22 protein-coding genes and 1 pseudogene are annotated in these 26,329 nt (G+C 44.6%); 15 read left to right on the forward strand and 8 right to left on the reverse strand.

The features are described 5' to 3' along the window. Positions 1-85 precede the first annotated feature (85 nt). The 3 genes from ACOJRU_RS05245 to ACOJRU_RS05255 all read left to right on the forward strand — a co-directional run bounded on the left by ACOJRU_RS05245 (position 86) and on the right by ACOJRU_RS05255 (position 5,339). Complete coding sequence (locus ACOJRU_RS05245; protein ID WP_421133993.1) at positions 86-2,926, forward strand: M16 family metallopeptidase; 2,841 nt, start codon at positions 86-88, stop codon at positions 2,924-2,926. Positions 2,927-3,032: 106 nt separating this feature from the next. Next, positions 3,033-4,631 (forward strand): glutamate--cysteine ligase, encoded by a 1,599-nt coding sequence (gene gshA, locus ACOJRU_RS05250; RefSeq protein WP_421133994.1) that lies wholly within the window; start codon positions 3,033-3,035, stop codon positions 4,629-4,631. A gap of 69 nt (positions 4,632-4,700) precedes the next feature. Further along, the gene (locus ACOJRU_RS05255; protein WP_421133995.1) at positions 4,701-5,339 is read left to right on the forward strand and encodes a hypothetical protein; all 639 of its coding nucleotides are present in this window, start codon (positions 4,701-4,703) and stop codon (positions 5,337-5,339) included. Between the two features lie 192 nt (positions 5,340-5,531). On the opposite strand, the gene ACOJRU_RS05260 is transcribed toward ACOJRU_RS05255, so the two are convergent. Continuing rightward, positions 5,532-6,338, reverse strand: a complete 807-nt coding sequence (locus ACOJRU_RS05260; RefSeq protein WP_421133996.1) for a peptidylprolyl isomerase — start codon at positions 6,336-6,338, stop codon at positions 5,532-5,534. Between the two features lie 206 nt (positions 6,339-6,544). Here ACOJRU_RS05260 and ACOJRU_RS05265 point away from each other — a divergent pair, with 206 nt between their 5' ends. Then, entirely contained in the window at positions 6,545-6,670 is a 126-nt protein-coding gene (locus ACOJRU_RS05265; protein ID WP_421133997.1) for a hypothetical protein, read from the forward strand. On the opposite strand, the gene smrB is transcribed toward ACOJRU_RS05265, so the two are convergent. Next, positions 6,671-7,237 (reverse strand): endonuclease SmrB, encoded by a 567-nt coding sequence (smrB, locus tag ACOJRU_RS05270; protein ID WP_421134723.1) that lies wholly within the window; start codon positions 7,235-7,237, stop codon positions 6,671-6,673. A 117-nt stretch (positions 7,238-7,354) separates the two neighbouring features. Here smrB and prmB point away from each other — a divergent pair, with 117 nt between their 5' ends. The 3 genes from prmB (at position 7,355) to ACOJRU_RS05285 (ending at position 10,633) form a co-directional block, all read left to right on the forward strand. Beyond that, on the forward strand, positions 7,355-8,290 hold the full coding sequence (gene prmB, locus ACOJRU_RS05275) for a 50S ribosomal protein L3 N(5)-glutamine methyltransferase (protein ID WP_421133998.1): 936 nt from the start codon (positions 7,355-7,357) through the stop codon (positions 8,288-8,290). 9 nt (positions 8,291-8,299) lie between these two features. Next, positions 8,300-9,400: a chorismate synthase gene (gene aroC, locus ACOJRU_RS05280; RefSeq protein WP_421133999.1), complete on the forward strand. Its 1,101-nt coding sequence runs from the start codon at positions 8,300-8,302 to the stop codon at positions 9,398-9,400. Between the two features lie 72 nt (positions 9,401-9,472). Then, a complete protein-coding gene (locus ACOJRU_RS05285) occupies positions 9,473-10,633 on the forward strand; it encodes an MFS transporter (RefSeq protein WP_421134000.1) in 1,161 nt (386 codons plus the stop codon). A 62-nt stretch (positions 10,634-10,695) separates the two neighbouring features. On the opposite strand, the gene sodB is transcribed toward ACOJRU_RS05285, so the two are convergent. Then, positions 10,696-11,277, reverse strand: coding sequence for a superoxide dismutase [Fe] (gene sodB / locus ACOJRU_RS05290; protein WP_421134001.1), 582 nt, complete (start codon positions 11,275-11,277; stop codon positions 10,696-10,698). 420 nt (positions 11,278-11,697) lie between these two features. Between sodB and ACOJRU_RS05295 the strand changes: the two genes are divergently transcribed. The 5 genes from ACOJRU_RS05295 (at position 11,698) to ACOJRU_RS05315 (ending at position 19,745) form a co-directional block, all read left to right on the forward strand. After that, on the forward strand, positions 11,698-12,048 hold the full coding sequence (locus ACOJRU_RS05295; protein WP_421134002.1) for a Grx4 family monothiol glutaredoxin: 351 nt from the start codon (positions 11,698-11,700) through the stop codon (positions 12,046-12,048). A gap of 284 nt (positions 12,049-12,332) precedes the next feature. After that, positions 12,333-14,918, forward strand: a complete 2,586-nt coding sequence (locus ACOJRU_RS05300) for a TonB-dependent receptor plug domain-containing protein (RefSeq protein ID WP_421134003.1) — start codon at positions 12,333-12,335, stop codon at positions 14,916-14,918. Between the two features lie 135 nt (positions 14,919-15,053). Continuing rightward, positions 15,054-15,614 carry an RNA polymerase sigma factor gene (locus ACOJRU_RS05305; RefSeq protein ID WP_421134004.1) on the forward strand — a complete coding sequence of 187 codons (561 nt, stop codon included), beginning with the start codon at positions 15,054-15,056 and terminating at the stop codon, positions 15,612-15,614. A 1-nt stretch (position 15,615) separates the two neighbouring features. After that, positions 15,616-16,671, forward strand: a complete 1,056-nt coding sequence (locus ACOJRU_RS05310) for a FecR family protein (protein ID WP_421134005.1) — start codon at positions 15,616-15,618, stop codon at positions 16,669-16,671. 191 nt (positions 16,672-16,862) lie between these two features. Continuing rightward, complete coding sequence (locus tag ACOJRU_RS05315; RefSeq protein ID WP_421134006.1) at positions 16,863-19,745, forward strand: TonB-dependent receptor domain-containing protein; 2,883 nt, start codon at positions 16,863-16,865, stop codon at positions 19,743-19,745. Between the two features lie 47 nt (positions 19,746-19,792). Here ACOJRU_RS05315 and ACOJRU_RS05320 read toward each other — a convergent pair whose 3' ends face one another. Next, a complete protein-coding gene (locus tag ACOJRU_RS05320) occupies positions 19,793-19,987 on the reverse strand; it encodes a (2Fe-2S)-binding protein (protein WP_421134007.1) in 195 nt (64 codons plus the stop codon). A 207-nt stretch (positions 19,988-20,194) separates the two neighbouring features. Between ACOJRU_RS05320 and ACOJRU_RS05325 the strand changes: the two are divergent. Next, a pseudogene (locus ACOJRU_RS05325) lies at positions 20,195-20,410 on the forward strand (peroxiredoxin); the annotation flags it as partial. A 102-nt stretch (positions 20,411-20,512) separates the two neighbouring features. Here the strand turns inward: ACOJRU_RS05325 and rnt are convergent. Continuing rightward, positions 20,513-21,166 carry a ribonuclease T gene (rnt, locus tag ACOJRU_RS05330; protein ID WP_421134008.1) on the reverse strand — a complete coding sequence of 218 codons (654 nt, stop codon included), beginning with the start codon at positions 21,164-21,166 and terminating at the stop codon, positions 20,513-20,515. 345 nt (positions 21,167-21,511) lie between these two features. Here rnt and ACOJRU_RS05335 point away from each other — a divergent pair, with 345 nt between their 5' ends. Beyond that, entirely contained in the window at positions 21,512-22,318 is an 807-nt protein-coding gene (locus tag ACOJRU_RS05335; protein ID WP_421134724.1) for a flagellar protein MotY, read from the forward strand. Positions 22,319-22,355: 37 nt separating this feature from the next. On the opposite strand, the gene glpQ is transcribed toward ACOJRU_RS05335, so the two are convergent. After that, positions 22,356-23,360, reverse strand: coding sequence for a glycerophosphodiester phosphodiesterase (gene glpQ, locus ACOJRU_RS05340; protein ID WP_421134009.1), 1,005 nt, complete (start codon positions 23,358-23,360; stop codon positions 22,356-22,358). Positions 23,361-23,423: 63 nt separating this feature from the next. After that, positions 23,424-23,810 (reverse strand): lactoylglutathione lyase, encoded by a 387-nt coding sequence (gene gloA / locus ACOJRU_RS05345; protein ID WP_421134010.1) that lies wholly within the window; start codon positions 23,808-23,810, stop codon positions 23,424-23,426. A 443-nt stretch (positions 23,811-24,253) separates the two neighbouring features. Between gloA and cspE the strand changes: the two genes are divergently transcribed. After that, complete coding sequence (gene cspE, locus ACOJRU_RS05350; RefSeq protein WP_421134011.1) at positions 24,254-24,466, forward strand: transcription antiterminator/RNA stability regulator CspE; 213 nt, start codon at positions 24,254-24,256, stop codon at positions 24,464-24,466. 443 nt (positions 24,467-24,909) lie between these two features. Here cspE and ACOJRU_RS05355 read toward each other — a convergent pair whose 3' ends face one another. Beyond that, on the reverse strand, positions 24,910-26,310 hold the full coding sequence (locus tag ACOJRU_RS05355; RefSeq protein ID WP_421134012.1) for a M20/M25/M40 family metallo-hydrolase: 1,401 nt from the start codon (positions 26,308-26,310) through the stop codon (positions 24,910-24,912). Between the last annotated feature and the right edge of the window lie 19 nt (positions 26,311-26,329).

Raw genomic sequence — 26,329 nt, forward strand, 5'->3', positions numbered from 1 at the left:
ATAGCAAGCTAGAACAAGTAAAGCGTTAAAAAGTCTGTTAATCTTCGGGGAATAGCTTGATTAAGGCAACGTATAAGGAATACAAATGTCAGTAACACTGGCTACACGGGTTGTAGTAGTTTTAAGTACCCTTTTTGTGGTTGGTGCATGTCAACGCATCACGGAAACCGAACAAGTCACTTCTACCTCTGTAAGCATACCTTACGAGAAATACACGCTAGCAAACGGGCTAACGGTTATCCTGCATGAGGATCATTCCGACCCGCTGGTGCATGTGGATGTCACTTACCATGTCGGTTCGGCGCGGGAAGAAGTAGGGAAGTCTGGTTTTGCTCACTTTTTTGAACATATGATGTTTCAGGGAACAAAGCATGTGGCTGACGAGCAGCACTTTAAAATCATTACCGAGGCGGGTGGTAACTTAAACGGAACCACTAACACCGACAGAACGAATTACTATGAAACCGTACCTGCTAATCAGCTAGAGAAAGTCTTATGGTTAGAATCTGATCGTATGGGGTTTTTGCTAGATGCGGTCGATCAGGACAAGTTTGAAAATCAGCGCGAAACGGTAAAAAATGAGCGAGCGCAGCGGGTTGATAATCAACCGTATGCACTTCGATTTGAGCTAATAGGCGAAGCGCTTTATCCAGAGGGACATCCTTATTCTTGGTTGACTATTGGCTATGTCGAAGACTTAGATAGAGTGAATGTAAGCGATCTTAAAGCATTTTTTACCCGTTGGTATGGGCCCAATAATGCGGTGTTGACTATTGGCGGTGATATCGATGTTGGCGAAACCAAAGCGTGGATAGAAAAATATTTTGGTGATATACCTACGGGCCCTGAAGTAAAACAACCTACGCCACAACCTGTAACGCTGAATGAAACGCGCTATCTTACCTTAGAAGATAAAGTGCATTTACCGTTGCTTCAAATAACCTTTCCAACGGTTTACGCACGCCATCCCGACGAAGCGCCTCTTGATGTGTTATCAGATATATTAGGTGGCGGTAAGACGTCACTCTTTTATAAGAACTTAGTTAAAGAAGGTATGGCAGTGCAGGCTGCTGTGTCACATCCGTGTCGCGAATTGGCCTGCGAGTTTCAATTATTAGCGCTTGCCAACCCTGCTAAGGTGGCGTCGCTGAGCGAACTGCAAAGCGTAATCGAGAACACGCTGGAAGAATTTGAAAGCCGAGGCGTTACCCAAGATGACATTACGCGCACCAAAGCAAGTATTGAGGCTTCAACCGTCTACGGTCTACAAAGTGTATCAGGAAAGGTGTCAGCCCTTGCCGCGAATGAGACGTTCCATGGCACACCTGATTTAGTTGCAGAAGATATCGCTCGCTACAATGCGGTAACGGCAGAAGATATCATGCGTGTTTACCATCAATACGTAAAAGACAAGCACAGTATTATATTGAGTGTTGTTCCTAAGGGGCAGCCAGAACTCGCGTCTAAAACACCTACGTTTTCACGCCCAGTAAGAACGATTGAAAACGTCGAACATGCCGAGAGTGACTACAGTGGCACTGTTGCATCAGATTTTGACAGAACGGTGATGCCAAAAGCGGGGCCTGCACCTATCGTTAACGTCCCCAATTTTTGGGAAACCAGTCTTAAAAATGGCATGCCAGTTCTGGGTATTACCACCAACGAAACGCCAACGGTAACGTTAAGCATTAGTATGGAAGGTGGCATGTTACTAGACCCTAAAGGTAAAGCGGGAACGGCTTACTTAACCGGTTTAATGATGAATGAAGCAACGGCTAATTACAGTAATGAAGCGTTGGCTAACGAGTTGGCAAAATTAGGCAGCTCTATACGTATAAGTGCCGCCGGACGCTATACGCAAATTTATGTCTCATCACTAACAAAGCACATCGAGCCAACGCTAGCTTTGCTCAAAGAAAAACTTTTCAACCCGGCATTTAACAACAACGACTTCGTTCGAATGAAAGAACGCGTCATACAAGGCCTACAGCAGCAAGCCAAAACACCGTCGAGTTTAGCGAGGCGAGCACGCGATCTTATTCTTTTTGGAGAAGATAACCGAGTGAGCCTGCCAGATGAGGGGACACTTGCGTCGGTCCAACAAATTACGCTCGACGATGTCAAAGCGTTTTATGACAAGTACTACTCTCCGAACAAAGCCAGTGCTGTTATTGTAGGTAACCTAGATAAAACAAAGGCAGGGGCTCTGTTAGACTTTGTTGGGCAATGGCAAGGAGAAGATTATACGTTTCCTGACTATGCACCCTTTCCTGAACACAAAAGCAACACCATATATGTCGTTGATAGTCCCGATGCGGTGCAGTCTGTTGTATACATCGTTCAACGTTCGTTACCTTTTGATGTGACCGGAGACCATTTTAAAACACGTTTGATGAACTTCCCCCTAGGCGGCGGGTTTAACAGTCGGATAAATCTTAACTTGCGAGAAGACAAAGGTATTACGTATGGCGCCAACAGCGGCTTTCTTGGAGGGAAAACGCTGGGGTGGTTCGAAGTCAGCACAGATCTTACCGCTGAACATACTGCGAAGGGCATTACTGAAATATTTAGCGAAATGCAGCAGTATATCGACCAAGGTGTGAGTGACGATGAATTGCGCTTTATGCGAAATGCATTTACGTTAGGCGATGCCTTAGAGTTTGAAACACCTCGTAGTAAAGCACGGTTTTTGCGTCAATTGCATAGCTATAATTTAGAAAAGGAATATCGCAAAGAGCAACTTGATATTATTCGCGGCATTTCTATTGAAGAAATAAATGCGCTGGCAGAAAACTATTTGCATACTGATACCATGCAAATAATCGTTGTAGGCGATTACTCGGCCATCGAAGGGCAACTTAAGGCATTGAACATGCCTATTGTTTCGCTATCGATAGCGACAAATGAAAGAAAGGCGCTTAACTGATTGGTTATTGCGCGACCTTTGGCGTCCGATAATCATCCGTATGTGACTTGAATTTAGCTACTTGTTCCCCATAACGAGGGGAACAATCTTTCCATGGAAATAAATTTTGACCGTAGAATCGAAAAGTCTAAAACAGCGTATTGACGCGCTTAAATCGCCCGAGTTTCTCACCGCGCTAAAAGATATAAAGCGGGGCGTTGAGCGAGAGGCGCTTCGAATTAAGCCATCGGGTGCATTAGCGCAGACTCCGCATCCTCAGGCGCTAGGGTCGGCATTAACGCACGACTGCATCACAACAGACTTTTCAGAATCATTGTTAGAGTTTATAACACCACCGGAAAATGCGTCTTCAAAAACGATCTCACAGTTAGAAGATATTCATCGCTATGTTATTGAGAACATTGGCGATGAAAAAATTTGGCCAATGAGCATGCCGTGCTTCATTGAAGATGAGGCTGATATTCCTATCGCTTATTTTGGTGAGTCGAACGTTGGTAAAATGAAACGTGTTTACCGAATAGGGCTTAAAAATCGTTACGGCAGTATGATGCAAGCCATTGCTGGCGTTCATTTTAACTTTTCGTTTCCTGATTCCTTTTGGAAGCAGTGGGCGTTATTGCATGGTAACACGCATAGTCAGGACCAAACCTCAGCAGATTATTTCGCGCTCATTCGAAATTACCGTCGGTTCTGTTGGCTGATCCCCTTCTTATACGGCGCATCGCCAGCGTTATGCAGTTCTTTCCCAACGGGCAAAGAACATGCGCTTCCATTTAAAAAGGTAGGTAAAGGCACGTACTACATGGAATATGCTACGTCGCTGAGAATGAGCGACTTGGGATATACCAGTGCTGAACAGTCATCACTTAAAATTTGTTACAACCAGCTTGATAACTATGTTCGGTTACTGCGTGGTGCAATGGAGACGCCATCTGCTCGTTTTGAGAACTTTGCTGCAGGAGAAGACGGGCATTACCAGCAGTTAAGCAAAAACATACTGCAAATTGAAAACGAATTGTATTCACCTATTCGCCCTAAACAGCCTACAGAGTCAATGGAAAAGCCCACCGACGCGTTGGTACGAAGAGGGATAAGCTATATCGAAGTGCGCGCACTGGACGTTAATCCATTCTCTTCTATTGGCATTTCTCAAACCCAATTCGATTTTCTGGATGTCTTTTTACTTTCTTGTTTGCTTATGCCAAGCAGCGATTTGGATGAGGCGCAGTTAAACGAAGCAAAAGACAACATGAATCGTGTTGTGCTTGAGGGAAGAAACCCCGCGCTGATGTTATCGTCAAAGGGCGAAGCAGTCAGTATGCGTGAATGGTGTAAGTCGTTGTTCGATACCTTCGATGAAGTCGCAGAACTACTAGACCTTGCAAACGATACGAATCGCTATCGCGATGCGGTTGCAGCTGAACAAAAGAAAGTGAACGATCCATCATTGACGCCGTCAGGAAAAATAATGGACGCTTTGTTAAAAGATAACAAAGATAATGGTGTATTAGGGTTAGAGCTCGCTGAACACTATCAATCACAGATGAAAAGTGTAGATTACTCCTTCACGAATGAAGAAGCCTTTAGAGATGCTGCACGGCGCTCTATAACGGCACAACAGAATATCGAATCGGCTGATTCAAGCGACTTTGACACATTCATTAAAGCGTATTTTTCTGAGCTTCCAGCAAAAAAAAATGCCTGACATGACGTCAGGCATAGAAGGGGTTCCAGGGAAACACACATTTTACTAGAACTATAAGTAAGACACCGTATGAATCAAAAGTTCAAAAAATTGTTTATTTTTTTATCAGGTTTGGTCGTCCTTTTTCCGCTATTCATCTCAGGGTGTGCGACCACACCGCCTAAAAATAGCAGTAACTTGTGTGAAATTTTTTACGAAAAAGAGGATTGGTACGACGCAGCCGCCGATGCCAGAGACAAATGGGGCGTACCGATACACGTTCCAATGGCGATGATGTATCAAGAAAGTTCGTTTAGGCACGACGCATTACCACCCAGAGATTACGTGTTTTTCGGCTTAGTGCCGTGGGGGCGAGTTAGCTCTGCTTATGGCTACTCTCAAGCAAAAACGCCTACGTGGCAAGATTACATGCGCGAAACCGATAATAGTGGCGCGGATCGTGACGATTTCGACGATGCTATCGACTTTATGGGATGGTTTATTTATAAAACCCAAAAGGTAAATGGTATTTCAAAATGGGATGCTTACGCGCAATATCTTAACTATCACGAAGGATGGGGCGGTTATACGCGACGTTCGTACGATAGAAAGCCATGGCTAAAAAAGGTAGCGGCTAAAGTTAAGGCCCGCTCGCTGCGTTATGCAAGTCAGTTAAAAACATGCGAAGAGGACCTTCAAAAAGGCTGGTTTATGAAGTTGTTTACTTAACTTGAGCGAGAGATAAAAAAAGGGAGTAGACGATTATCTACTCCCTTAGCGACGCTAAACCAAGACCGAATTTCGCTCAACGTCGAACAGGCAGGGATTACATTATTGCAAATGAGAACTATTTGCAATAACTATTTTGCTTTATTTCTATTCGTCTTTTTCATATAAGCAATATTCCGGTCTACATATCCACTATCGGCGTGATGGCTTTACTTTACGTGACGACCAACGCCTACCTACATTGATTAAGCCAAGGCCCAAGAGTAACAAAACGTTTATCGCACCACCGCCACTACTGCCTGGTGAAGGCTGGGTAGGGGGTTGTGCATTTATTAAGGTATTGGGCGTAGGGTTCAAATCAGGGTTTGTTACCGTTGCGCTGTCAATAACAACAATATCAGTAATAATCACCACGTTGCTGTCATCTGGCACCACACCATTGCCGGCATCTGCTGCCGAGTAATCTCTAAGTGGTATTTCGTTAAATGGTACGCCAAAGTTGAATCGTGGTAGGTCTGCGATACGCTCGACCACGTCCATACCGTCTCCAATCACCTGACCAAAGACGCTAAACCCGCCGTTATCAGTGTCTAGAGGCACGGAGTTATCGCCGAGATTAACATAAAATTGAGAGGTTGCGCTGTCAGGGTTCCCTCCAATTTTTGCCATAGCAATCGTACCGCGAAGGTTTGACAGTTCCGGTTCGTTACTTACCGCTAAGCCCGTGTTGATGGGTTCTGGAGGAAAAGCACCGTTATAAGCAAATCCACCCATTTGTATCACAAAGTTGGTTGCACTGCGGTGTACGGTATTATTGGCATACGCACCTGAATTCACATACTCCAAAAAATTCTCAACCGTTTGAGGTGTCGCTTCGTCGAATAGGTTTACCTGAAAGTCACCTTCAACAGTGCGTACTTCGACCACTGTGGCGTACGTTGATGTCGAGAGTGTTGCGATGCACAGCAGCAATGCCGCTTTATAGTTATGTCGATTCACGCTTTTATACCTTGGAAAACAAAAGAAAAAGGATATCCTACGAATTAATTGAAAGCTAGCCTATGTTGGTGCTGCCCAAGGTTATTGATTCAGATCAATGTCCAGTGCACCGACGCTTCAGCGCATAAAGAGTATTGATCTAGATCATAGCTGTCATCACACCTTTATTTACAATAGATATATAGATTTTGATGAGGAGCATGATTATGTTTTGGACTATGTTAAAAGATCCTGTGGTATGGGGCTCACTGCTGGGTATTTTCATTATCGTTGCGATGATGGGGTATTACACCTACCTGTTTATGCACAACAGCGCAGACCTAGAAAAGTAGCTATTGTTTGTCAAACGGTGAGGGCACGTCGACAAGTACAAGAAGTGCCGCCTGTCCGCCATATTCTAATGGTGCTTGATGAAACGCATTGACGCTTGGATGCTGAACGAGGTAGTGCGGCAATGCGTTTTTTAACACACCTTGACCAAATCCATGCATAATTGACACACAATGTATCGACTCTTTCTTAGCGGTATAAAGTAGCGCTGAAATTTCCTGCTTTGCCAACTCTCGCGTTAAACCGTGCAAATCAAGCATGAGTTCGGGAGAGTAGTCGCCCCGTCGAAGTTGCTTCAATACGTGTGTTGGCACGCCGTCTCGACAATAGCGCACCGGGCCTTCGCTTGGCAGTGCGGCTTGATACATATCGGAAAACGTAAACGTTGCTGACACTTGCTTGCTTCGGGTTAGCCCGCTAGATATTGCTTTGTGCTTCTTTTTATTCAGTTCGACACGTTTGTTGGGGGGAACTTTGTCCTGAACGAGTGGTTTTACCCCTTTCATTGCATCAGCAAACGAGAAGCGTTCTTCCTTTATCTCAGGTTCACTCGCGCTGCGCGTTTTCATGGCTTTTAGTTCTTTTTTAAACGCTTTCATTCTTAACCAATATGCAAATTAACGTGGGCGCAGAGGCATTCTTTGGGTATGATACCAGTTTTATAATTCTCGATGTACCCAAACCCCATGACGGACAAATTTTATCTAGAAGAAGCGATTGAAGATCTTCACTCATTACACGACATGATTCGTTGGGCAACCAGCCGCTTTAATGATGCTGGCCTATATTTTGGCCATGGCACCGATAACGCATGGGACGAAAGCATCAGTTTGGTTATGCAGGCGTTGCATCTTTCTCACCCTATCCTTGAACACGTTGGTGAGCGCTTATTTGACGCCAAACTGACTAAAAGTGAACGAGAGAAAGTCGCCGAACTTGTACTTAAACGCGTTCAAACACGTATGCCGCTTCCTTACATTACAAATGAAGCATGGTTTTGTGGTATGCCGTTTTATGTTGATGAAAGGGTATTGATCCCTCGCTCTCCATTCGCTGAGCTGATTCAAAACGAGTTTGCGCCGTTCGTAAATGAGGCGCCAGCAACTATTTTGGATATGTGCACCGGCGGTGGATGTATCGCTATTGCGCTCGCACATGCCTACCCTGAAGCACAAGTCGATGCCGTTGACATTAGCACCGATGCATTGGAAGTGGCGGACATTAACATTCAAGAGCATCAACTAAGTCATCGCGTGTACCCCATACATTCTGATCTTTTCACTAATTTGAAAGGCCAGCGGTACGATCTGATTGTTTCAAACCCTCCTTATGTTGACGCTGAAGATATGGCGGACTTACCTGATGAGTATCATCACGAACCTGAGCTTGCATTGGCAGCAGGGGATGACGGCTTAATCTTAGTAGAAACCATGCTTCGTGAGGCACCAAATTACCTCAGTGACGAAGGGTGGTTATTTGTCGAAGTGGGAAACAGCGAAGTGCATATGGAAACAAGGTTTCCAGAGCTGGCGGTAACTTGGCTTAGTTTTGAAAATGGCGGCCAAGGTATTTTTGCTGTGAACAAAGCCACGTTAGTAGAATATTTTACCAGTAAGGAATAGCAATACATTATGTCTGGCAATAGCTTCGGAAAACTTTTTACGGTAACCACATTTGGCGAGAGCCATGGTATAGCCATTGGCGGTGTGGTCGATGGATGCCCTCCGGGCTTAACATTGAGCGCGTCTGATTTGCAGGGCGACTTGGACAGACGCAAACCTGGTACCTCACGTTATACAACCGCCCGTCGTGAAGATGATGAAGTGCAAATCTTGTCGGGTGTGTTTGAAGGGAAAACCACAGGCACCAGTATTGGTCTGCTTATTAAGAACAAAGACCAACGCAGCCAAGATTACTCTAATATTGCAGATAGATTTCGCCCTGGGCATGCAGATTACACCTATGATCAAAAATATGGTGTACGAGATTATCGTGGTGGTGGACGCTCGTCTGCACGTGAAACCGCTATTCGTGTTGCTGCAGGCGGAATTGCAAAGAAATACCTAAAAGAAACACATGGAATAGACGTCCTTGGTTATTTATCTGAACTGGGGCCAATAAAAGCCGAAAATATCGACCATGCTATTACCAACACCAATCCTTTTTTCTGCCCTGATGAGAGCAAACTTGAGGCACTCGATGAATACATGCGCGATCTGAAAAAATCAGGTGACAGCATCGGTGCGAAAGTGTCAGTTGTGGTAAAGAACATGCCAGTTGGCCTCGGTGAACCTGTCTTTGATAGGTTAGATGCTGACATTGCACATGCCATGATGGGGATTAATGCGGTCAAAGGAGTTGAGCTTGGAGACGGCTTTGATGTCATTAATCAAAAAGGCAGTGAGCATAGAGACACGCTCAGCCCTGACGGCTTTACTACGAACCACGCTGGTGGTGTATTAGGTGGCATTTCTACCGGGCAAGATTTGATTTGTCACATGGCACTAAAGCCAACGTCGAGCATATCAGTGCCGGGCAAAACCATAAACACACAAGGCGAAGAAATCGAAATCGTAACAAAAGGGCGTCATGACCCATGCGTGGGTATTCGCGCAGTGCCGATTGCTGAAGCTATGATGGCCATCGTGTTGATGGACCACTTGCTGCGTCACAGAGCGCAAAACGCCAATGTGTCTTCTGTTACGCCGCTGATCCCAGGTCACGTAGACTAACTTCCAATAACGAGTTCATAATGAATGCCACTGCGCAACACGCAGTGGCTTTTTTGCATACGGAGCTGTGCGTTGTCACTAAACACGAATAAATCACTTTTCATCCTAGCTATCACGTACTGGCTTTATTTCGGCCAGCTAGGTGTTTTAGTCCCTTATCTTGGCATTTTCTTAGATGGCCGCGGTTTTTCTTCAGCTGAAATCGGTGAGTTGTTTGCCGTTATTACACTAGCCCGTATCCTGGGGCCGGGGATGTGGGCCAGTATTGCAGACAAGAGTGGGAACGCTGTTGGTGTATTGCGCTTAGGCACCTTACTTACTGTACTCACATTCAGCTCAGTGTTCTTTTTTGACAGCTTTTGGGGGCTTACCCTGTCATTTGGTTTAATGATGATGTTTTGGACCGCTGTGTTACCTCAATTAGAGGTGATCACTATGCAGTCGGTCAAACATACAGGGTTTAGTTACGGCCAAATAAGGCTTTGGGGAAGCATTGGTTTTATATGTTTAACGGTTGGCGTAGGCAAAGCATTAGACTATTACTCAACAGATACGCCTATTTATGTCAGCGTTGGGGTATTGGCGTTGTTGTTCATAAGCGCGCTGTTTATCGTGGCGCCTACAATCAAGCCTGATGTAGAAGAAAGCATAGGCAGCATTTGGAAATACGCAAAACAAAAACCATTTGCCGTGTTTATTTTTGCTTCAGTATGCTTACAAATTAGCTTTGGTGCGTTCTACGGTTTCTTTGCGCTTTACATGAGAGACTTGGGCTATAGCGGTCAGCAAACGGGGCTATTTATTGCCTTGGGCGTGTTGGCTGAAGTGGGAATATTTTTACTGGCCAATCGGCTTATTGGGTGGTTTGGCGTATGGAATCTACTGTTTGTTAGTCTCTTGCTTACGGCTATACGTTGGTACGCAATGGCGGCCTACCCACACTTCGCGTCGGTGATTATTCTCAGTCAGCTAATACATGCGTTAAGTTTTGGTTTAACACACGCCGTGTCAGTGCACTTCATTCATCAATATTTACCTAAGGCATTCCATAGCCGAGGACAAGCAGTTTACATTAGTGTTGCTTTTGGATTTGGTGGGGCATTTGGTAATTACATGGCAGGCCAACAGTGGGCACAAGGCACTAACGCTTACGAGACGTTCCTAACGGCTGCGGTTTTCTCTGCCATTGGTGCAGCGTCTTTACTGTTGTGTTCTAAAAAGTCGATGGCGTAATTAGCACAAATAAAAAAGCCCGCAAACGCGGGCTTTTTTTATGTCAGTTTGTTCAGCAACGCTTATGCGAAATTGCTGCTTGCGAATTCCCAGTTTGCTAGTGCCCAGAAGTTTTCTAGGTACTTAGGACGCGCGTTGCGGTAGTCGATGTAGTAAGCGTGTTCCCACAAGTCAACAGTAAGTACCGGCGTTACGTCGTCACCAGAAATCGGTGTTTGTGCATTGCTGGTGTTAACGATGTCCAGGCTACCATCAGCGGTTTTTACTAACCACGTCCAGCTTGAACCAAAGTTGTTCACAGCTTTATCGTTGAACGCTGCTTGGAAGTCTGCAAACGAACCCCATTTAGCGTTAATTGCGTCTGCAAGTGCGCCAGATGGCTCACCGCCGCCATTTGGCGATAGGCAGTGCCAGTAGAACGTATGGTTCCACACTTGAGCCGCGTTGTTGAAAACGCCACCGTCAGAAGCTTTGATTATTTCTTCAAGGCTTTTGCTTTCCATATCCGTGCCTTCAACTAAGCCGTTTAACTTAGTGACGTACGTTGCGTGATGTTTGCCGTAGTGATACTCCAACGTCTCTGCAGAGATATGCGGTTCAAGAGCATTTTTTTCGTAGGGTAGTGCTGGTAGTTCAAAAGCCATGACGGTCTCCATGTTTGCTAAATGTTTGTAACTTTAGTCAATTCGCACTGCGCCTGTTCAGTCTGCGTGCAAATTAATAAAAAAATCTTTAAAGCGAGCCTCATGATAACAGAGGCACAGTTAGGATATAGGGGTTAATTCCTATAACTCAATGACAAATTTGTGAATAGTCGTCTCTGGTTTGTATACCAAATACGACAGGTTATTACTTGTAGATTAAAAATACGTCATTAATGGTTGTTAGTAGAAGGAAAGCAATTAAGATCACCCAAATACGTCATAATCTCAAACTATATGAGATGGTAAGACAATAATCATGAATTTAAAGACCGAATAGTAATGTTTATGCTACCGTATACCTTGAATTTTTGATTGTATGTTCCCATCTAGAAACCATACTTTTTGTGCCGAGAGGATCCAATGGATAATACTGAAAACCAATCAACGATAGACCGCATCAAAGAACAAATCGGTGAGAACCCAATTCTTCTTTATATGAAGGGATCTCCCAAGCTACCAAGCTGTGGCTTTTCTTCTCAGGCATCGCAAGCACTAATGTCTTGTGGTGAACCTTTTGCCTACGTTGATATTCTTCAAAACCCTGATATAAGAGCCGAGTTGCCTAAATACGCAAACTGGCCAACGTTTCCTCAGCTTTGGGTTGATGGCGAACTTGTTGGAGGTTGTGACATCATTATTGAGATGTTCCAACAAAACGAACTACAGCCTTTAATTAAAGAAACGGCTGAAAAGTACAAAGAAGAAGAATAAGATTGAAAAGCCGGTTTTTAACCGGCTTTTTTGATTGGTATCCTATGGAAAACCGTCGTTTTTATTCCTACCATTAAGTAATAGACAAGCCAAAAACCGAAATCCTCTACGCCCTAAAAATATATATTTATTTTCCCAAAAATCGTTTGTTTTTGAGTATCTTACCGTCTATAAAAACGGGGTGCTGACAATCATTCAGCCAGTGTTGAAGGTTAAAAATAAACTAATCTCTACCCTATTTGCGCTTGCCGTAGAAAGCCAAAGAGAAAACCCGGGAAACCATTATGAATACATCCTTGTCATTACTTACCAAACACGTTAGAGGCGTGTTAGCGGTATCTGCAGCTATGTCTGCTATCGCTGTTGCGCCTGTTCATGCTCAAGAAGCAGAAGAAGTTAAAAAAGAAAATATTGAGCAAATCGCCGTCGTAGGCTCGCGCGCCGCGCCGCGTTCAGTTGCCGATTCAGCGGTACCCATCGATATTATTTCCGATGAAGAATTCAAGCAGCAAGGTTCCACTGACATGGTATCTATGTTGCAAACGGTTGTTCCGTCTTTTAACGTGAACGATCAACCTATCAATGACGCATCAACGCTAGTGCGTCCGGCTAACCTTCGTGGCATGGCATCGGATCACACACTTGTACTTGTAAACGGTAAGCGTCGTCATCGCTCAGCGGTAATTACGTTTCTAGGTGGCGGTCTTTCTGATGGTGCTCAGGGGCCTGACATCTCTGTAATACCAGCGTCAGCACTGAAGCAGGTGGAAGTATTACGTGACGGTGCAGCAGCACAATACGGCTCAGATGCTATCGCCGGGGTAATTAACTTTGTATTAAGCGATGCGTCTGAAGGCGGCATGTTTGAAGCCCGTTACGGTTCGTTCTACGAAGGTGATGGAGACATGATTCAACTATCAGGTAACGTGGGACTTCCGTTATCTGAAAATGGGTTTTTGAACCTTTCAGCCGAATACCGTACGGCAGACGATACGTCTCGTAGTGTTCAACGTGCCGATGCGGCGGGCCTGATTGCGGGCGGCAATACGTTTGTGGCAGACCCAGCTCAAATATGGGGTTCACCTGAAATTAAGCACGACATCAAATTGTTTGCTAACGCGGGTATCACCCTTTCTAATTCATCAGAAGCGTACATGTTCGGTAACTATGCTGAACGTGAAGTGGAAGGCGGGTTCTACTATCGTAACCCACACAATCGTGGTGGCGTGAATGACGGTGGTGTTAACGATGCAGGCGAACAATTATTACTCGTGGGTGACTTAACGGGTGACATGTCAGGCAACTGTCCGACAGATATTGCTGTGGGTGCTAACGTACTTCAAAACCCACGCTATATTGACGAAGTTGCAAATAATCCAGACTGCTTCGCGTTTAACGAAATTTTGCCAGGTGGTTTTACGCCGCGCTTTGGCGGCACCGTAACTGATATGTCATTGGTATTCGGTACCAAAGGCGAGTTAGATAACGACATCACTTATGACGTAAGTTTAAACTTAGGTCAAAACGAAGTTGATTTTTCAATCAGCAACACTATCAACCCATCATTGGGTCCAGATACGCCGTTTGAGTTTAGTCCGGGTCGCTACACGCAATCTGAGCAAACACTTGACGTAGATTTCACCAAGCCATTCGACGTTGGTTTATACGAACCGCTGTTCGTGGCTGCAGGTTTCCAATACCGTAACGAGAGTTATGAAAGCTTTGCAGGTGATACTGCGTCTTATGAAATAGGTCCGCTGGCGACACAGGGCTTTGGCATTGGCTCTAATGGTTTCCCTGGCTTGGCAGCCAATAGCCAAGGCCGTGTGTCCCGCAACAATATTGCTATGTACATCGATGCAGAAGCATATATCACTGAAAACTTCATGCTTGCCGGTGCGTTACGCTATGAAGATTTCTCTGATTTTGGTAATACAACGAAAGGGAAGATTGCATTTCGTTGGCAAGCCTTTGAGGACATTGCGTTTCGCGGTGCATTCTCAACGGGCTTCAAAGCGCCTACGCTTGGGCAAAGTAATGTACGTAACGTAACGACTGCGTTTGGTACGGGCGGTGAATTAATTGACCGTGCAACGTTACCGCCAACTGATCCTGTATCGCAGCTTAAGGGCGGTGAGAGGCTAACACCTGAAGAGTCAGAAAGCATTACGTTCGGTGTGGTCGCAAACTTTGATAATGGCGTGTTCATTACTGCTGATTATTACAACATTGAGCTTACTGACCGTATCAGTACGGCTTCTGGTATTGCGTTGACAGACGAAGATATTGCTACGCTAATTGCGCAAGGCGTAAATGATGCGTCTAGCTTCCAAGAGATTAGCTTCTTTACCAACGACTTCGACACGACTACCGAAGGTGTAGACGTTGTAGCGAACTATGCGATGGAAATGATGGGCGGTGACACTAAATTCTCACTTGCTTATAACTGGACGTCGACAGAAGTAGACCGTGCGTCAGACAACATCTCTGATTTCCGTATCCGCATGTTAGAAGACAACCTCCCTGCGGTACGTTACAGCGCAACGGCTAATCACACTAATGGCGAATGGCGTTTCTTAGCGCGCATGAACTATTTCGGTAGCATCTTTGAAGATCACTTAGATTCAGCGTTGCCAATCGAAGAAGTGGGTTCTGAAATCACGTTCGATTTTGAAGTGGCTTACAACTTCACTGAAGAGTTTACTGTAACACTAGGTGCGAAGAATGCCTTCGATGAATATCCTGATGAAAACAATACTGACGCGGGTGGTATTACCTACGCACAGATTGCTGGTTCAGCATATCCAACAACGGCGCCTATCGGCATCAATGGTGGCTTCTACTATTTAAGAGGTGTTTATACCTTCTAGGGCGTAAATCAGATACAGGGGGCAGCCGCCCCCTTTATTTCGTTGAGAACAATGAAAAATGGTGCAACCAATGAGGTTTGTTGGCACACTGAATGTGTTAAATGTAATTAATTTGAAACAGTCAAAAATAAAAATATGAATCAAAAGTCGACACTAGCGGATACCTTCGTAAAATACCGCGCAAAATTAATGCGTACGGTAGGGGCTATTGTTGGTAAGGATGATATTGAAGATATTGTCCAAGAAGCATTTATAAAAAGTTATGAAGCTGAGTTAAAACAAGAAATACAGTACGAGCGCACTTATATGCTGAAAACGGCAAAGAATTTAGCGCTCAATCATATCGCCAAAGCAGAATACAAAAATAGCCAACAGGTGGATGATATGGATTTCTTACCTCACGAATTAGTGGGGTATAGCTTAGAAAAGAACGTAGAAAGCAAAGAACGTTTTATCCACTTCTGCAGGGCAACCGATACGCTCTCTGCCGATGTTAAACGCGTATTTTTGCTTAAAAAGGTTTACGGCATGCGCCAAAAAGATATCGCTGAGCTGGTGGGGCTTAGCGAAAGTACTGTCGAAAAGCATGTCGCTAAAGGCTTAATGCTTTGTTCTAAATATTTAGCAGAGCTTTCCAACGATGAGACGTCCGCCCGTCCGTCACGTGTAGCGACCCAGGACCGAAATCGTAGTTAACATGAATAATATTCGTCAGTTTTCAAGTAAAGAGGATATCCAAGAGCAAGCATGCTTATGGATAAGCCGCCTTGATCGCAGTCTGAGCGATGAAGAGCATGTGCAATTAAATGCATGGTTAATGGAAAGTAAAGCCCACAAAACAGCACTTTTAGAGGCGGCTAGTTTGTGGGACGACATGTCGGTGCTAAATGAATTAAGTGGCTTGTTTCCCCGCAATGCTGATGTATCGGAGCGGTCACAGCGCGCTCAGCGTACACGGGCTAAATGGAGTATTGCTGCCGCATTTCTCGTTATGGCGATTGCGGTAGGGGTTATTGTCGATAGAGCTTGGCTTGGCGCTGCGCCTGAATATGTCCAGGTAACCGATAAAGTACAAACCGGTATTGGTGAGCAAAAGAACGTCGTACTTGCCGATGGGTCAACGCTACATTTGAATACCAATTCTATCGTAACGGTGAATTTCTCTGAAGATGCGCGAAATATCGTACTGCTTCGGGGCGAAGCGCACTTTGATGTAGCACACGACACATCACGTCCTTTTTCCGTTACCGCAGGTAACAACACCGTCACTGCTGTGGGGACTGCATTTAATATGCAGTACGTTGACGACAACGCGTTTGAACTGGTTGTTACTGACGGTAAAGTGTTGGTGAAAGACAGGTTTAACGCCTTTCAATCGAATGCGTCATTATTTAGCAGTAAGCCTATTGCGGAAGAAGGTTTACTTATGTTCGCTGGCGAAAAAGCCACAGTAAAAGGCGATGTTGAAGCGCGTAAAAACTTAACGCAGAATGATATCGACGATGACCTGGCATGGCAGCAAGGCATGATTGTATTTAAGGGTGAACCGCTTGAAACCGTATTGGCTGAAATAGGCCGGTATACCCCAGTTAGGTTTACGATTACCGAAGAAGCATTACGTCAGCGCAGAGTCGCAGGATATTTTAAGGTGGGCGATATAGACGGCCTGTTGTCAGCACTGAAAAACAGTTTCAACGTCGACTACAAAAAGGTAACTGACTCTAACGTTCAGTTATCTATCGCCAAAGGGTAAATGCATGTAGATACGACGCGCTAGGGCTGCTAATTACTTGGCAGCACCTTCGTTAATATGACAGTATAGAAAAATTATAATAATTACTCCGAAATACTATCTTGCGCAGTAGTAACGCTCTTTTTAAAAGGTTGATTTTTGGTCGAGAATTACGCTCGACACCCTTTTTGCGCCTGACGATAATATTCCCGATGTTAACCTGTGCGCTTTTCAATTTAAGTTATGCCCAAACTGAGCAGAGTAGCCCTACCACCGGTGATTCATTTCAATTTTCTATCCCCGCTCAGGAAGCTGATGACGCACTGACTGAACTGGCTAAGCAAGCGAATACTACATTACTGTTTCCTTTCGACATTGCACAGAAAATAACAACGAAGTCATTAGTAGGAGAATATACGCTATCAGAAGCGTTGATGAAGCTGCTTGAGGGAACTGAGCTTGCTATTGTGACCGACGAAAGTGGAACCGTAAGTATTCGTTCAAAGGGATCACTTAACGCTAAAAGAGTGAACCGTGTCACTACCGAACCACAAGCCCCAGAAGACGAGGGGGGAACGCTTGAGCGTATTGCCGTTGTTGGCACCAGAAGTACGCCTAGAAGTGTCGTCGACTCACCCGTTCCCCTTGACATTATTGGCTCTGAATCACTTCGAGACCAAGGTAATGCCGACGTATTATCAATGTTGAGCGTGATGGTCCCCTCGCTTAACGTTAATGACCAACCTATCAATGATGCTACCAGTTTGGTAAGGCCTGCAAATTTACGTGGAATGGCTTCCGATCACACGTTACTACTTTTAAATGGCAAACGGCGACATCGCTCAGCCGTTATCACGTTCTTAGGAGGCGGGTTATCAGACGGTGCACAAGGCCCTGATATATCAGTGATCCCTTCGTATGCTTTGAAGCAGGTGGAAGTACTCCGTGATGGCGCTGCTGCACAATATGGTTCTGATGCGATAGCAGGCGTTATCAATTTTGTACTTAAAGACAGCAACAGCGAAGGCAGCATTGCAGTAAAAACTGGCACATACTCGCAGGGCGATGGTGAGCTTGTGCAACTACAAGCCAATAAAGGGTTTGGTTTATTCAACAATGGGTTTATCAACACCACAGTAGAATATAGGCAACAACAAGGCACATCTAGGTCGGTACAGCGTGATGATGCACTGCGTTTAATTGAAGAAGGGAATACGTTTATTTCAGACCCTGCTCAAGTGTGGGGAACATTGGATGTAAATGAGGACATAAAGGGCTCTATGAATGCTGGTTGGGATGTTTCAGCCACGCTTAAAGGTTATGGCTTTGCGACACTTGCGCGTAAAGATATTACTGGCGGTTTTTATTTTCGTAACCCTCAAACCCGAGGGGGCGTATTTCGAACCACCGACACAGATAACGGCCAGCAACAACTTCTTATCGCTGACCTTGATGGGCTAAACAACGGGATCCGCTGTCCTGAAGTCACATTAACAGATAAAAACGTGCTGCAAGACCCGAATTACTTATTGATTGCTGATAATAGCACTGCCCTAGGTGCAAACTGCTTCGCATTTAATGAATGGTTTCCCGGGGGCTTCACACCGCAATTTAGCGGTACAATAACCGATGCAAGCGCTTATCTTGGTTTTACGAAAGAATTACAAAGTGGATGGGCGGTCGACGCAAGCGTAAGCGTTGGATATAGCGATATTGCCTACAGGCTTAATCAAACGGTAAACCCATCACTTGGACCGGACTCTCCCCTTAGCTTTTCACCGGGCTCAGTGAGTCAAGTAGAAAGAACCATCAATATCGATGCGGTAAAACTTATTCAGTCGGTATTCGAAGAGCCCGTCAGTATAGCGTTAGGTGCGCAGTGGCGAAGAGAAACGTACTTTCAAACAGCAGGAGATAGCGCTTCTTATGAAGCGGGAATTTTTGCCTTTGACCCTGCCACAGGCCTGTCGCAAGGCTTCAGTGTTGGCTCGAATGGTTTTCCAGGGTATCAGCCTCAATCGCAAGGGCATTGGAGTCGCAGTAACTGGGCGTTATATACCGATGTTGAATTTTATATCCAGGAGGCGTGGCAGGTTGCTATGGCCGTTCGGGTTGAACACTTTACTGATTTTGGAGCAACTTTCGATGGTAAGCTTAGCAGCCGATATAAGCTCAACGATACCTTTTCACTTCGAGGCTCTGTCAATACTGGGTTTAAAGCGCCCACAGTAGGGCAAAGTAATGTCATTAATGTAACAACAGCCTACGGTGCTAATGGGTTGGAAGACCAAGCGACACTGCCTCCTACCGATTTGATTTCTCAGCAACTTGGCGCTACTCCACTTACGCCGGAAGAGTCGGCTAACTTTAGCGTTGGGGTGGTAATGCATAGTAGCGATTCGTTTTTCGCGACCCTCGATTACTTCAATATTCGATTGAGCAATCGAATCAGCACCACATCAGCTATCCCGCTTACAGAGCAAGACGTCAATGCGCTTATCGATAAGGGGCGAGTCGACGCCGCGCAATACAACGCTGCTAAATATTTCACCAATGACTTTGATACACAGACACAAGGTGTCGACCTAGTCTTGCACTATGCATTTGAAACTGGCGCTTGGGTGAACAAAATACTGCTTGCGTATAACTGGACCGATACGCAAGTAGAGCGAGTTACGCTTTATCCTACACGGGTTAACGACGACATTGTGATGGCACCTAACCTTACCTCCCAACGTATTCGAATGTTAGAAGACAACCTTCCAGCGCACAGAGGCAGCGTTACACTCGAGCAAACGCACGGCGATATGCATTTCACGTGGAGGCTCAACTATTATGGGGCATTTTACGAGGACCATTTAGATGCGTCATCAGGTATGGATATATTTGGCGATGCAATTACCACATTTGACGCGCAAGCAAGTTGGAAGGTCGTGCCAATGGTGCGTCTTTCTTTAGGGGTACAAAATGCGTTTGATAATAGGCCTGAAGTAAACCCATTTAGAGGCGAGGTTGGTGCGTTGTATCCGCCCACTTCTCCAGGCGGTATTAATGGTGCGTTTTATTACTTCGGACTTGAGTATACGTTCGAATAGTCGATGAGAGTCTTACACCGACGGTATGAGAAGCCGTTGCGGTTTCGCTAACCCACGTCTTTAAACAGTGATTCATCTATAATTGTTTGATCAATTATTTGCTGCGCCATGTGAATACACTTGCCACACTGAGAGCCGAGCGCCAGTTTTTCACGAAGTTCGCGAATATTTCCTATGCCGTCTTCGTTGACCGCGGCACGAATCGCTTTATCTGTCACTCCGTAGCACATACAAACAAACATAAAAGATACTCCAAATGAATCTGCAAATGATAATAATTGTTATTCAGTAAATTGGCAAGCCCATTTTTCATTTTTTAATGTTAATGAGTCGCGTTTATGTTTTTAGGAAAATGGCAATGAACAAAAAATTTAGTCATGGAAAGCCGTTGCATATTTGTGGATGAGCACCAATAAATAAGGCGTTAACGCAATTCCATTTTTACTGACCTAATCGACGAAGATGGAATGGTGCGTCATCAAGTGGTCAACGACTTACCTCTTGGTCGAAATGTCGATGAAATGCTTCGCATGGTTGATGCGCTTGTATTCCATCAAGAGCATGGAGAAGTGTGTCCAGCGGGTTGGACACAAGGTAAAGCGGGAATGGATGCATCGCCAGAAGGCGTAGCAAAATATTTATCCGAACAAGCCGATACGCTGTAAACCATCAGCAATAAAAAAGCGCCTGTCATTACGTGAATAACAAGGCGCTTTTTTATATTATATCTATTATCAGTGAGCTATTTGGAACGTTACGGTTTGGCGTTAGTTTTCTTCTTGGTCTTCACTATTGGTGTCTAACGGCCAACCGCCAAGTGCTTTATAACGGTTAACCATCAAGCAAAATAGCTCAGTGGTTTTTTGGGCGTCGTATAACGCGCTGTGTGCTTCGTTTTGATCGAAATCTATTCCCGCCGCTCTGCATGCCTTTACCAATACCGTTTGACCTAACGTTAAGCCGGCTAAGCTGGTAGTGTCGAAAGAAACAAAAGGGTGAAATGGTGTCCGTTTAATATTACTTCGTGTGATTGCCGCATTTACAAAGCCTTGATCGAACGCGGCGTTGTGCGCCACGATCACTGAGCGTTGGCAATTGGCGGCTTTTTGCGCCTTCCTGACACCCTTACACATTTCCTTCATCGCCACTGACTCTTCAATGGCTCCACGTAACGCACAATCGGGATCAATTCCGTTAAACTCTAGCGCGGCTTTTTCTAAATTAGCACCCTCAAATGGCGTAATGTGAAAATGAAATGTTTCATCTGGGTGCAATATACCGTCATCATCCATTTTTACGGTAACGGCGGCTATCTCTAAAAGTGCATCGGTAGTTGCGTTAAATCCTGCGGTTTCAACATCAATAATAACGGGGAAATAACCTCTAAAACGATGTGAAAGGGCGTACTGATGCTCTGACATAATGACTCTTTAGTTTGACAATGAAGGGTGAATAGCCGAGGTTACATGTAGGTAACCGCTGCACTAAGGCTGTAATTATCGCAAGTTACGCCACGACTATCCAGTTGAAATGCTGTGATGCCTTATTTCAGGCATTATATCGAGCTGAAATAGAATAGGGGCGATAGTTGTGCCCAAAGCCTAGAATAATTGATGGCATTAACGTCTAAACTTTTCTACACTTCGGGCGATAACACGTTAAGTATTTCGTTCTTTTTTGTGTTCTGTAGGCGGTGGGTAATAGTGAAGAACTTAAAAATATTGTCACTTTCAGCGCTGTTGTTTGCGTCGGCTTCAGAGGGGGCGATGCGTCAATATTCAGCAACAGTGGAGTCATCAAATTGGGAGGTAAGTAATGCCTCACGATTGCAGTGTACCTTAAATCATGCACTACCGGGCTACGGTGAAGCGATGTTTACCAGCATGGCATCTAAACAGCTTAATATGGAATTTGAGCTAGACATGTATTTGCTTCCGAATAAGTTTGATATAGCAGCGGTGTATTCTGTTCCGCCTAAGTGGATGCCAGGTGAAGCGCCTAAAACGATCGCAGACATGCGTATACGTAAGCAGTACAACGGTGATCTACCACAAGATGCGGCATGGACGATGCTCTCTGAACTAGAGAAGGGGTTTTGGCCCACAATTTATTATCAAGATTGGTATAACAAATACGATAAAGTCGCAGTAGCGCTTAATGCCAGTAATTTCTCAGGCGTTTACAGAGAGTTCGTACAGTGCGTTTCCAACTTACTGCCGTTCGGGTTTGATGATATTTCTTATACCGTATTGTCGTATCAAAAAAACAGTACTGGCCTATCAAAATATTCACAAAAACGTTTGACCATGATAGGTGAGTATTTGAAAGAAGACAGTGACATGGAGTTGGTTTTACTTGATGGATATACCGATAGCTACGGTGGGCGATGGAATAACGAGCAGCTTTCTATTCGTCGAGCGAACGAAGTAAAAAATTATCTCACCACGATGGGTGTACCAGATGAACGCATTCAAATAACCGGCCATGGTGAACGCCGACATAGTGCGCCAAACGATACCAGAGAGTCTCGAGCACAAAACAGACGCGTAGTCGTGAGGCTATCCAAATCATAAAAAAAGCGCCTTTAGGCGCTTTTTTTATCGTTATTTTTTATTGAGACTGCAGTCGCCACGTCACAACAGGGGGCACATGGTCGGTAAACACGCCGTCTGCTTTAACAATGTTTTTTAAGGTCAAAAGCAAGGTTTCACCGTCCATACCTGGGGGTAGGGCATCTTTTCTATACGTGTAGGGGTGTATTACCAATGCGTTGTCATGAGCGTATGCAACCCATTGAGCAGCTTCAATGCTGCCGTTCTTAAGGGCTTGTTGGTTAAGCAGTTGTCCAAGCCATGGGCCTACACCATTGACGTATTGAGCAACCTCTTTGATCCCCGCTTCTGTACGAATCCAGTCATAATCTGTCGGCGACTCATTCCAACTGTTCTCACCAATAAGCAATACAAGTTTACCTTTATAATGCAGCGTATCTCTGAGCCTTTTTAGCTCTTCAAAGTCAAAACACTGAACATAGCTATTCGCATCTTCAGTGCCCAACGAAAAAGCAGTTAGTGTATCTATGACTATTTTGCTTGCATCAACGCCCTCTTTTTTATGCCAAGAAGGGGATTTTATCTCCGGATATACGCCAATATTCTTATCAAACTGCCTATTAAGCTCGGAGATAAGTTCTAGGTGTTCTTCAAACGTGGCGATACTAAATTGCCCTTTTGTCCCGCGATAGCGATCTTTATATACCGGTTGATCATTCATACCGCGGCGTTCGTGAACTGATAGGGTTTTTAACTCTTGAAGCGTGAAGTCTCTAACATAATAGCGTCCATCTTCTCTTGCTCTGCTAGGAAAGAGCGACTTGACATTAGTGACCGTATCTAAGTGGATATCATGCAGTACAACGGCTACGCCATCTCGGCTAATCACCACATCTTGCTCAATGAAGTCAGGCCCTAACGCAAACGCAAGCGTAGTGGCCTCTAGCGTGTGTTCTGGTAAGTATCCCGAAGCACCTCTGTGCGCTATAATATCAAACGATTTAGCAGTAGCGGTGTGGGCAAGTAAAAGTACAAATACCAACATGGTAATGCGCGCTTTCATTCTTCGTCCTTTTGTTGAAGGGAAGGCATCACGGCCTTCATTCCTTTACCGAAGCAGTTGTGATTAGTGTTTTGTTTGAATAAGTTCTATTGCATAACCGTCAGGGTCACGGACGAATGCAATGATGGTTTGCCCGCCTTTAACTGGGCCTGGCTCTCTGTATACATTTGCTCCTCGCGACGATAGGTGCGTACAAAAGGCATAAATATCATCGACTTCAATAGCGATATGCCCGTAGGCGTTACCCTTATCGTACTTATTGTCACCCCAGTTATAGGTAAGCTCTAATACCGTGCTGTCCTTTTCCTCACCATAGCCCACAAACGCCAACGTATATTCATAGTCGGTATTGTCTGACTGTCTAAGTAGCTTCATTCCCATAAGCTCAGTGTAAAAATGTAGTGATGCGTTTAAGTCTTCAACACGCAGCATGGTATGTAGCATTCGCATAACAATTCCTTTCAAACTTCATTCTTAAGGTTGAAATAATACGCGCTCAATATGAATTTTTCGAGACACTTGCTTAAAAGTAGTGGCAAATAGGTGGAATGCGATGAAGCAACACAAATTATTTTATCTGCTTGATACCAGCGCTATCTTTATCGATGCCTTGCTAAATAGGGCGTGCAGCAATGTAACTATATTTACCCAGAAGATTTTACAACGATACACTAAAATAAATGTGTTATTTGTATAGACATGCACGGGTATAAAGCGTATCTTACGCCTGCTTTAGATTTATAAGCTTGTTCTACTACTGCGCTGTACCCTCTTTATACCTTCTTTAATTTCGAAGTTTAAATAGATTTACAATTGCGATGTTAGCTAAGTTACTTCTATTGCTTTTCCTGGCAATTTCGCCAGTACTTTATTTTTAAAAAAGGTTTCAAATTATGTCTAATTCAGTAAACGGCACAGTAAAATGGTTTAACGAAGAAAAAGGTTTTGGTTTCCTAACTCAAGACGGCGGCGGTAAAGACGTATTCGTACATTTCCGTTCAATCGCTTCTGACGGTTTCAAAACTTTAGCTGAAGGCCAAGCAGTAAGCTTTGAAGTTGAACAAGGCCAAAAAGGTCTTCAAGCAGCAAATGTTGTTGTTCTATAATTTTAAGACTTTCTTAATTTTATAAAATGATGAGGCTCTTTCCTTACGGTAAGAGCCTTTTTTAGTACGTTTTTCAAATTTCTATTACTGACCAAAAAAGGAATTACAAAAACAAAAATAGCGTAAATACAAAAGAAGTAATTAACTTGCATATCGAAATAACAAATAACTCTCCAGTTCTACCTCCTATCTCTAATATTTCAGTAAATAAAAATAGCGTTGCATACACTGACACTAATAGCAGTAAACGCGTTGAATTTGCGTCTAAACAAGAGACAAAAGTATTCTTATCCTGGTTGTTGAATCTGTCGTAATACGACGGTGTTTACTCGCTTTCACACTCTGTTATAACGACATCATAAAAGTTGTGTAAGCAAAACGTTCTAGATTAAGTGCGTAGCGACAGTCCTTTGTCGCTACATTGATAACGTGCTGCAATAATCCTATCGTTTTAATTCAACATCGGAATCCGCTAGTAAATAAATGCTCGCTGCGTAGGCTGCAATATTTTGCGCCAACGATTCTGGATTGATTTTATCTAGCGTATCGTCAGGTGTATGGTGCAAATCAAAATAGTCTCTACCGTTTTGATTAAGTCTAATGGTTGGCACACCTTTCGCTGCCATCGGGATAATGTCTGGACCACCGCCATTAACGTCAGAACCGCCTCTTATGATGCCGAGGGGAGAAAGAATCTTTCCAATTTCATCTACAAGCAGTGTAGCTTGAGGGTTAACATTTGAGTCTAAACGCCATATGGTTTGTGCACCAAAATCTGACTCTGTAGCCACTACATGATTATGTAAATTAGCCTCATGCTGTTTTGCGTAGGCAAAAGCACCCAATAATCCTACTTCTTCAGCACCAAACATAACCACACGAATAGTACGCTTAGGGCGCTCTGGAAGAGAAGCTATGAGTGCTGCTGCCGCGGTTGTAATAGCAATCCCAGCACCGTCATCTACAGCACCGGTACCAAGGTCCCAGCTGTCTAAATGCCCACCGATAAGCACAATTTCTTCAGGCTTTTCGCTGCCAATAAGATCTAACACAACGTTGCCACTGCTAACTTCACCCTTCCATTTAGATTCTGAGTGAAGTGAAAGCGAGAGCGGCTTACCTAAGTTATGTAAACGACGTAGATGGTCGGCATCAGGGTTTGAGATGGCAACGACGGGAATAGTGGACCACTGCTCACCATCTTTACTCATCATTCCTGTATGGGGAAAGCGGTGCGAGTCTGAGCCAACAGAGCGCACTACTAATGCGCTTGCTCCGCCGCGTTGAGCATGTTGCCAGCCTATACGTCGACGCTGATTCGCGTGTCCGTATCCGGCGCCTGTTTGGCTTTTTACCATAGCGTCACCGTCGACAAAGGCTACTTTATCTGTAAGCTCGCCGTCTTTTACATTGATGAGCGCATGCACATCTCTGAAATATACCACGTCTGCATTGATCGTTTTTTCGGAGGGGGCTGCGCCACCGAGTGCGGTGCCATAAAGTGGTTGGTTATACGGTGAGGTGAGCGATAAGTGCAGGTGGCCTCTATCCCAAAATGGCATTGTAAACGTTTCAATACTGGCGCTGTCAAAACCAAGACGTTTTCCCAATGCTACGCCCCAGTCGCGAGCCCTAGCTTCGGCTTCTGAACCGCCAAGACGTGGGCCTATTTCTGTTGTTAATGAAGTGACAATGTCATACCCCATTTCGCTTTTAAGCGCTCGCTCTATTAACTGCTCTGCGTTGGCTTTTTGTTCGATGGTGATGAGGGGCTCGTTCGCCATCACTGGCAAACTAAAAAGCGCAAACACAGCACCATAGGTCAGACATTTTAAACGTTGCATGCTATCTCCATGAGGAATA

Source organism: Alteromonas algae (genome assembly GCF_049117195.1).
In the GTDB taxonomy this organism is placed as follows: Bacteria; Pseudomonadota; Gammaproteobacteria; order Enterobacterales; family Alteromonadaceae; genus Alteromonas.

Bases quoted from the DNA above. Each gene is read 5' to 3' on its own strand.
- ACOJRU_RS05355 (WP_421134012.1), bottom strand. From the start codon at position 26,310: ATGCAACGTTTAAAATGTCTGACCTATGGTGCTGTGTTTGCGCTTTTT.
- ACOJRU_RS05315 (WP_421134006.1), top strand. From the start codon at position 16,863: ATGTTAACCTGTGCGCTTTTCAATTTAAGTTATGCCCAAACTGAGCAG.
- gloA (WP_421134010.1), bottom strand. From the start codon at position 23,810: ATGCGAATGCTACATACCATGCTGCGTGTTGAAGACTTAAACGCATCA.
- cspE (WP_421134011.1), top strand. From the start codon at position 24,254: ATGTCTAATTCAGTAAACGGCACAGTAAAATGGTTTAACGAAGAAAAA.
- glpQ (WP_421134009.1), bottom strand. From the start codon at position 23,360: ATGAAAGCGCGCATTACCATGTTGGTATTTGTACTTTTACTTGCCCAC.
- aroC (WP_421133999.1), top strand. From the start codon at position 8,300: ATGTCTGGCAATAGCTTCGGAAAACTTTTTACGGTAACCACATTTGGC.
- ACOJRU_RS05265 (WP_421133997.1), top strand. From the start codon at position 6,545: ATGTTTTGGACTATGTTAAAAGATCCTGTGGTATGGGGCTCACTGCTG.
- ACOJRU_RS05320 (WP_421134007.1), bottom strand. From the start codon at position 19,987: ATGTTTGTTTGTATGTGCTACGGAGTGACAGATAAAGCGATTCGTGCC.
- ACOJRU_RS05295 (WP_421134002.1), top strand. From the start codon at position 11,698: ATGGATAATACTGAAAACCAATCAACGATAGACCGCATCAAAGAACAA.
- ACOJRU_RS05335 (WP_421134724.1), top strand. From the start codon at position 21,512: ATGCGTCAATATTCAGCAACAGTGGAGTCATCAAATTGGGAGGTAAGT.
- ACOJRU_RS05310 (WP_421134005.1), top strand. From the start codon at position 15,616: ATGAATAATATTCGTCAGTTTTCAAGTAAAGAGGATATCCAAGAGCAA.
- ACOJRU_RS05305 (WP_421134004.1), top strand. From the start codon at position 15,054: ATGAATCAAAAGTCGACACTAGCGGATACCTTCGTAAAATACCGCGCA.
- ACOJRU_RS05245 (WP_421133993.1), top strand. From the start codon at position 86: ATGTCAGTAACACTGGCTACACGGGTTGTAGTAGTTTTAAGTACCCTT.
- ACOJRU_RS05255 (WP_421133995.1), top strand. From the start codon at position 4,701: ATGAATCAAAAGTTCAAAAAATTGTTTATTTTTTTATCAGGTTTGGTC.
- prmB (WP_421133998.1), top strand. From the start codon at position 7,355: ATGACGGACAAATTTTATCTAGAAGAAGCGATTGAAGATCTTCACTCA.
- rnt (WP_421134008.1), bottom strand. From the start codon at position 21,166: ATGTCAGAGCATCAGTACGCCCTTTCACATCGTTTTAGAGGTTATTTC.
- sodB (WP_421134001.1), bottom strand. From the start codon at position 11,277: ATGGCTTTTGAACTACCAGCACTACCCTACGAAAAAAATGCTCTTGAA.
- ACOJRU_RS05300 (WP_421134003.1), top strand. From the start codon at position 12,333: ATGAATACATCCTTGTCATTACTTACCAAACACGTTAGAGGCGTGTTA.
- smrB (WP_421134723.1), bottom strand. From the start codon at position 7,237: ATGAAAACGCGCAGCGCGAGTGAACCTGAGATAAAGGAAGAACGCTTC.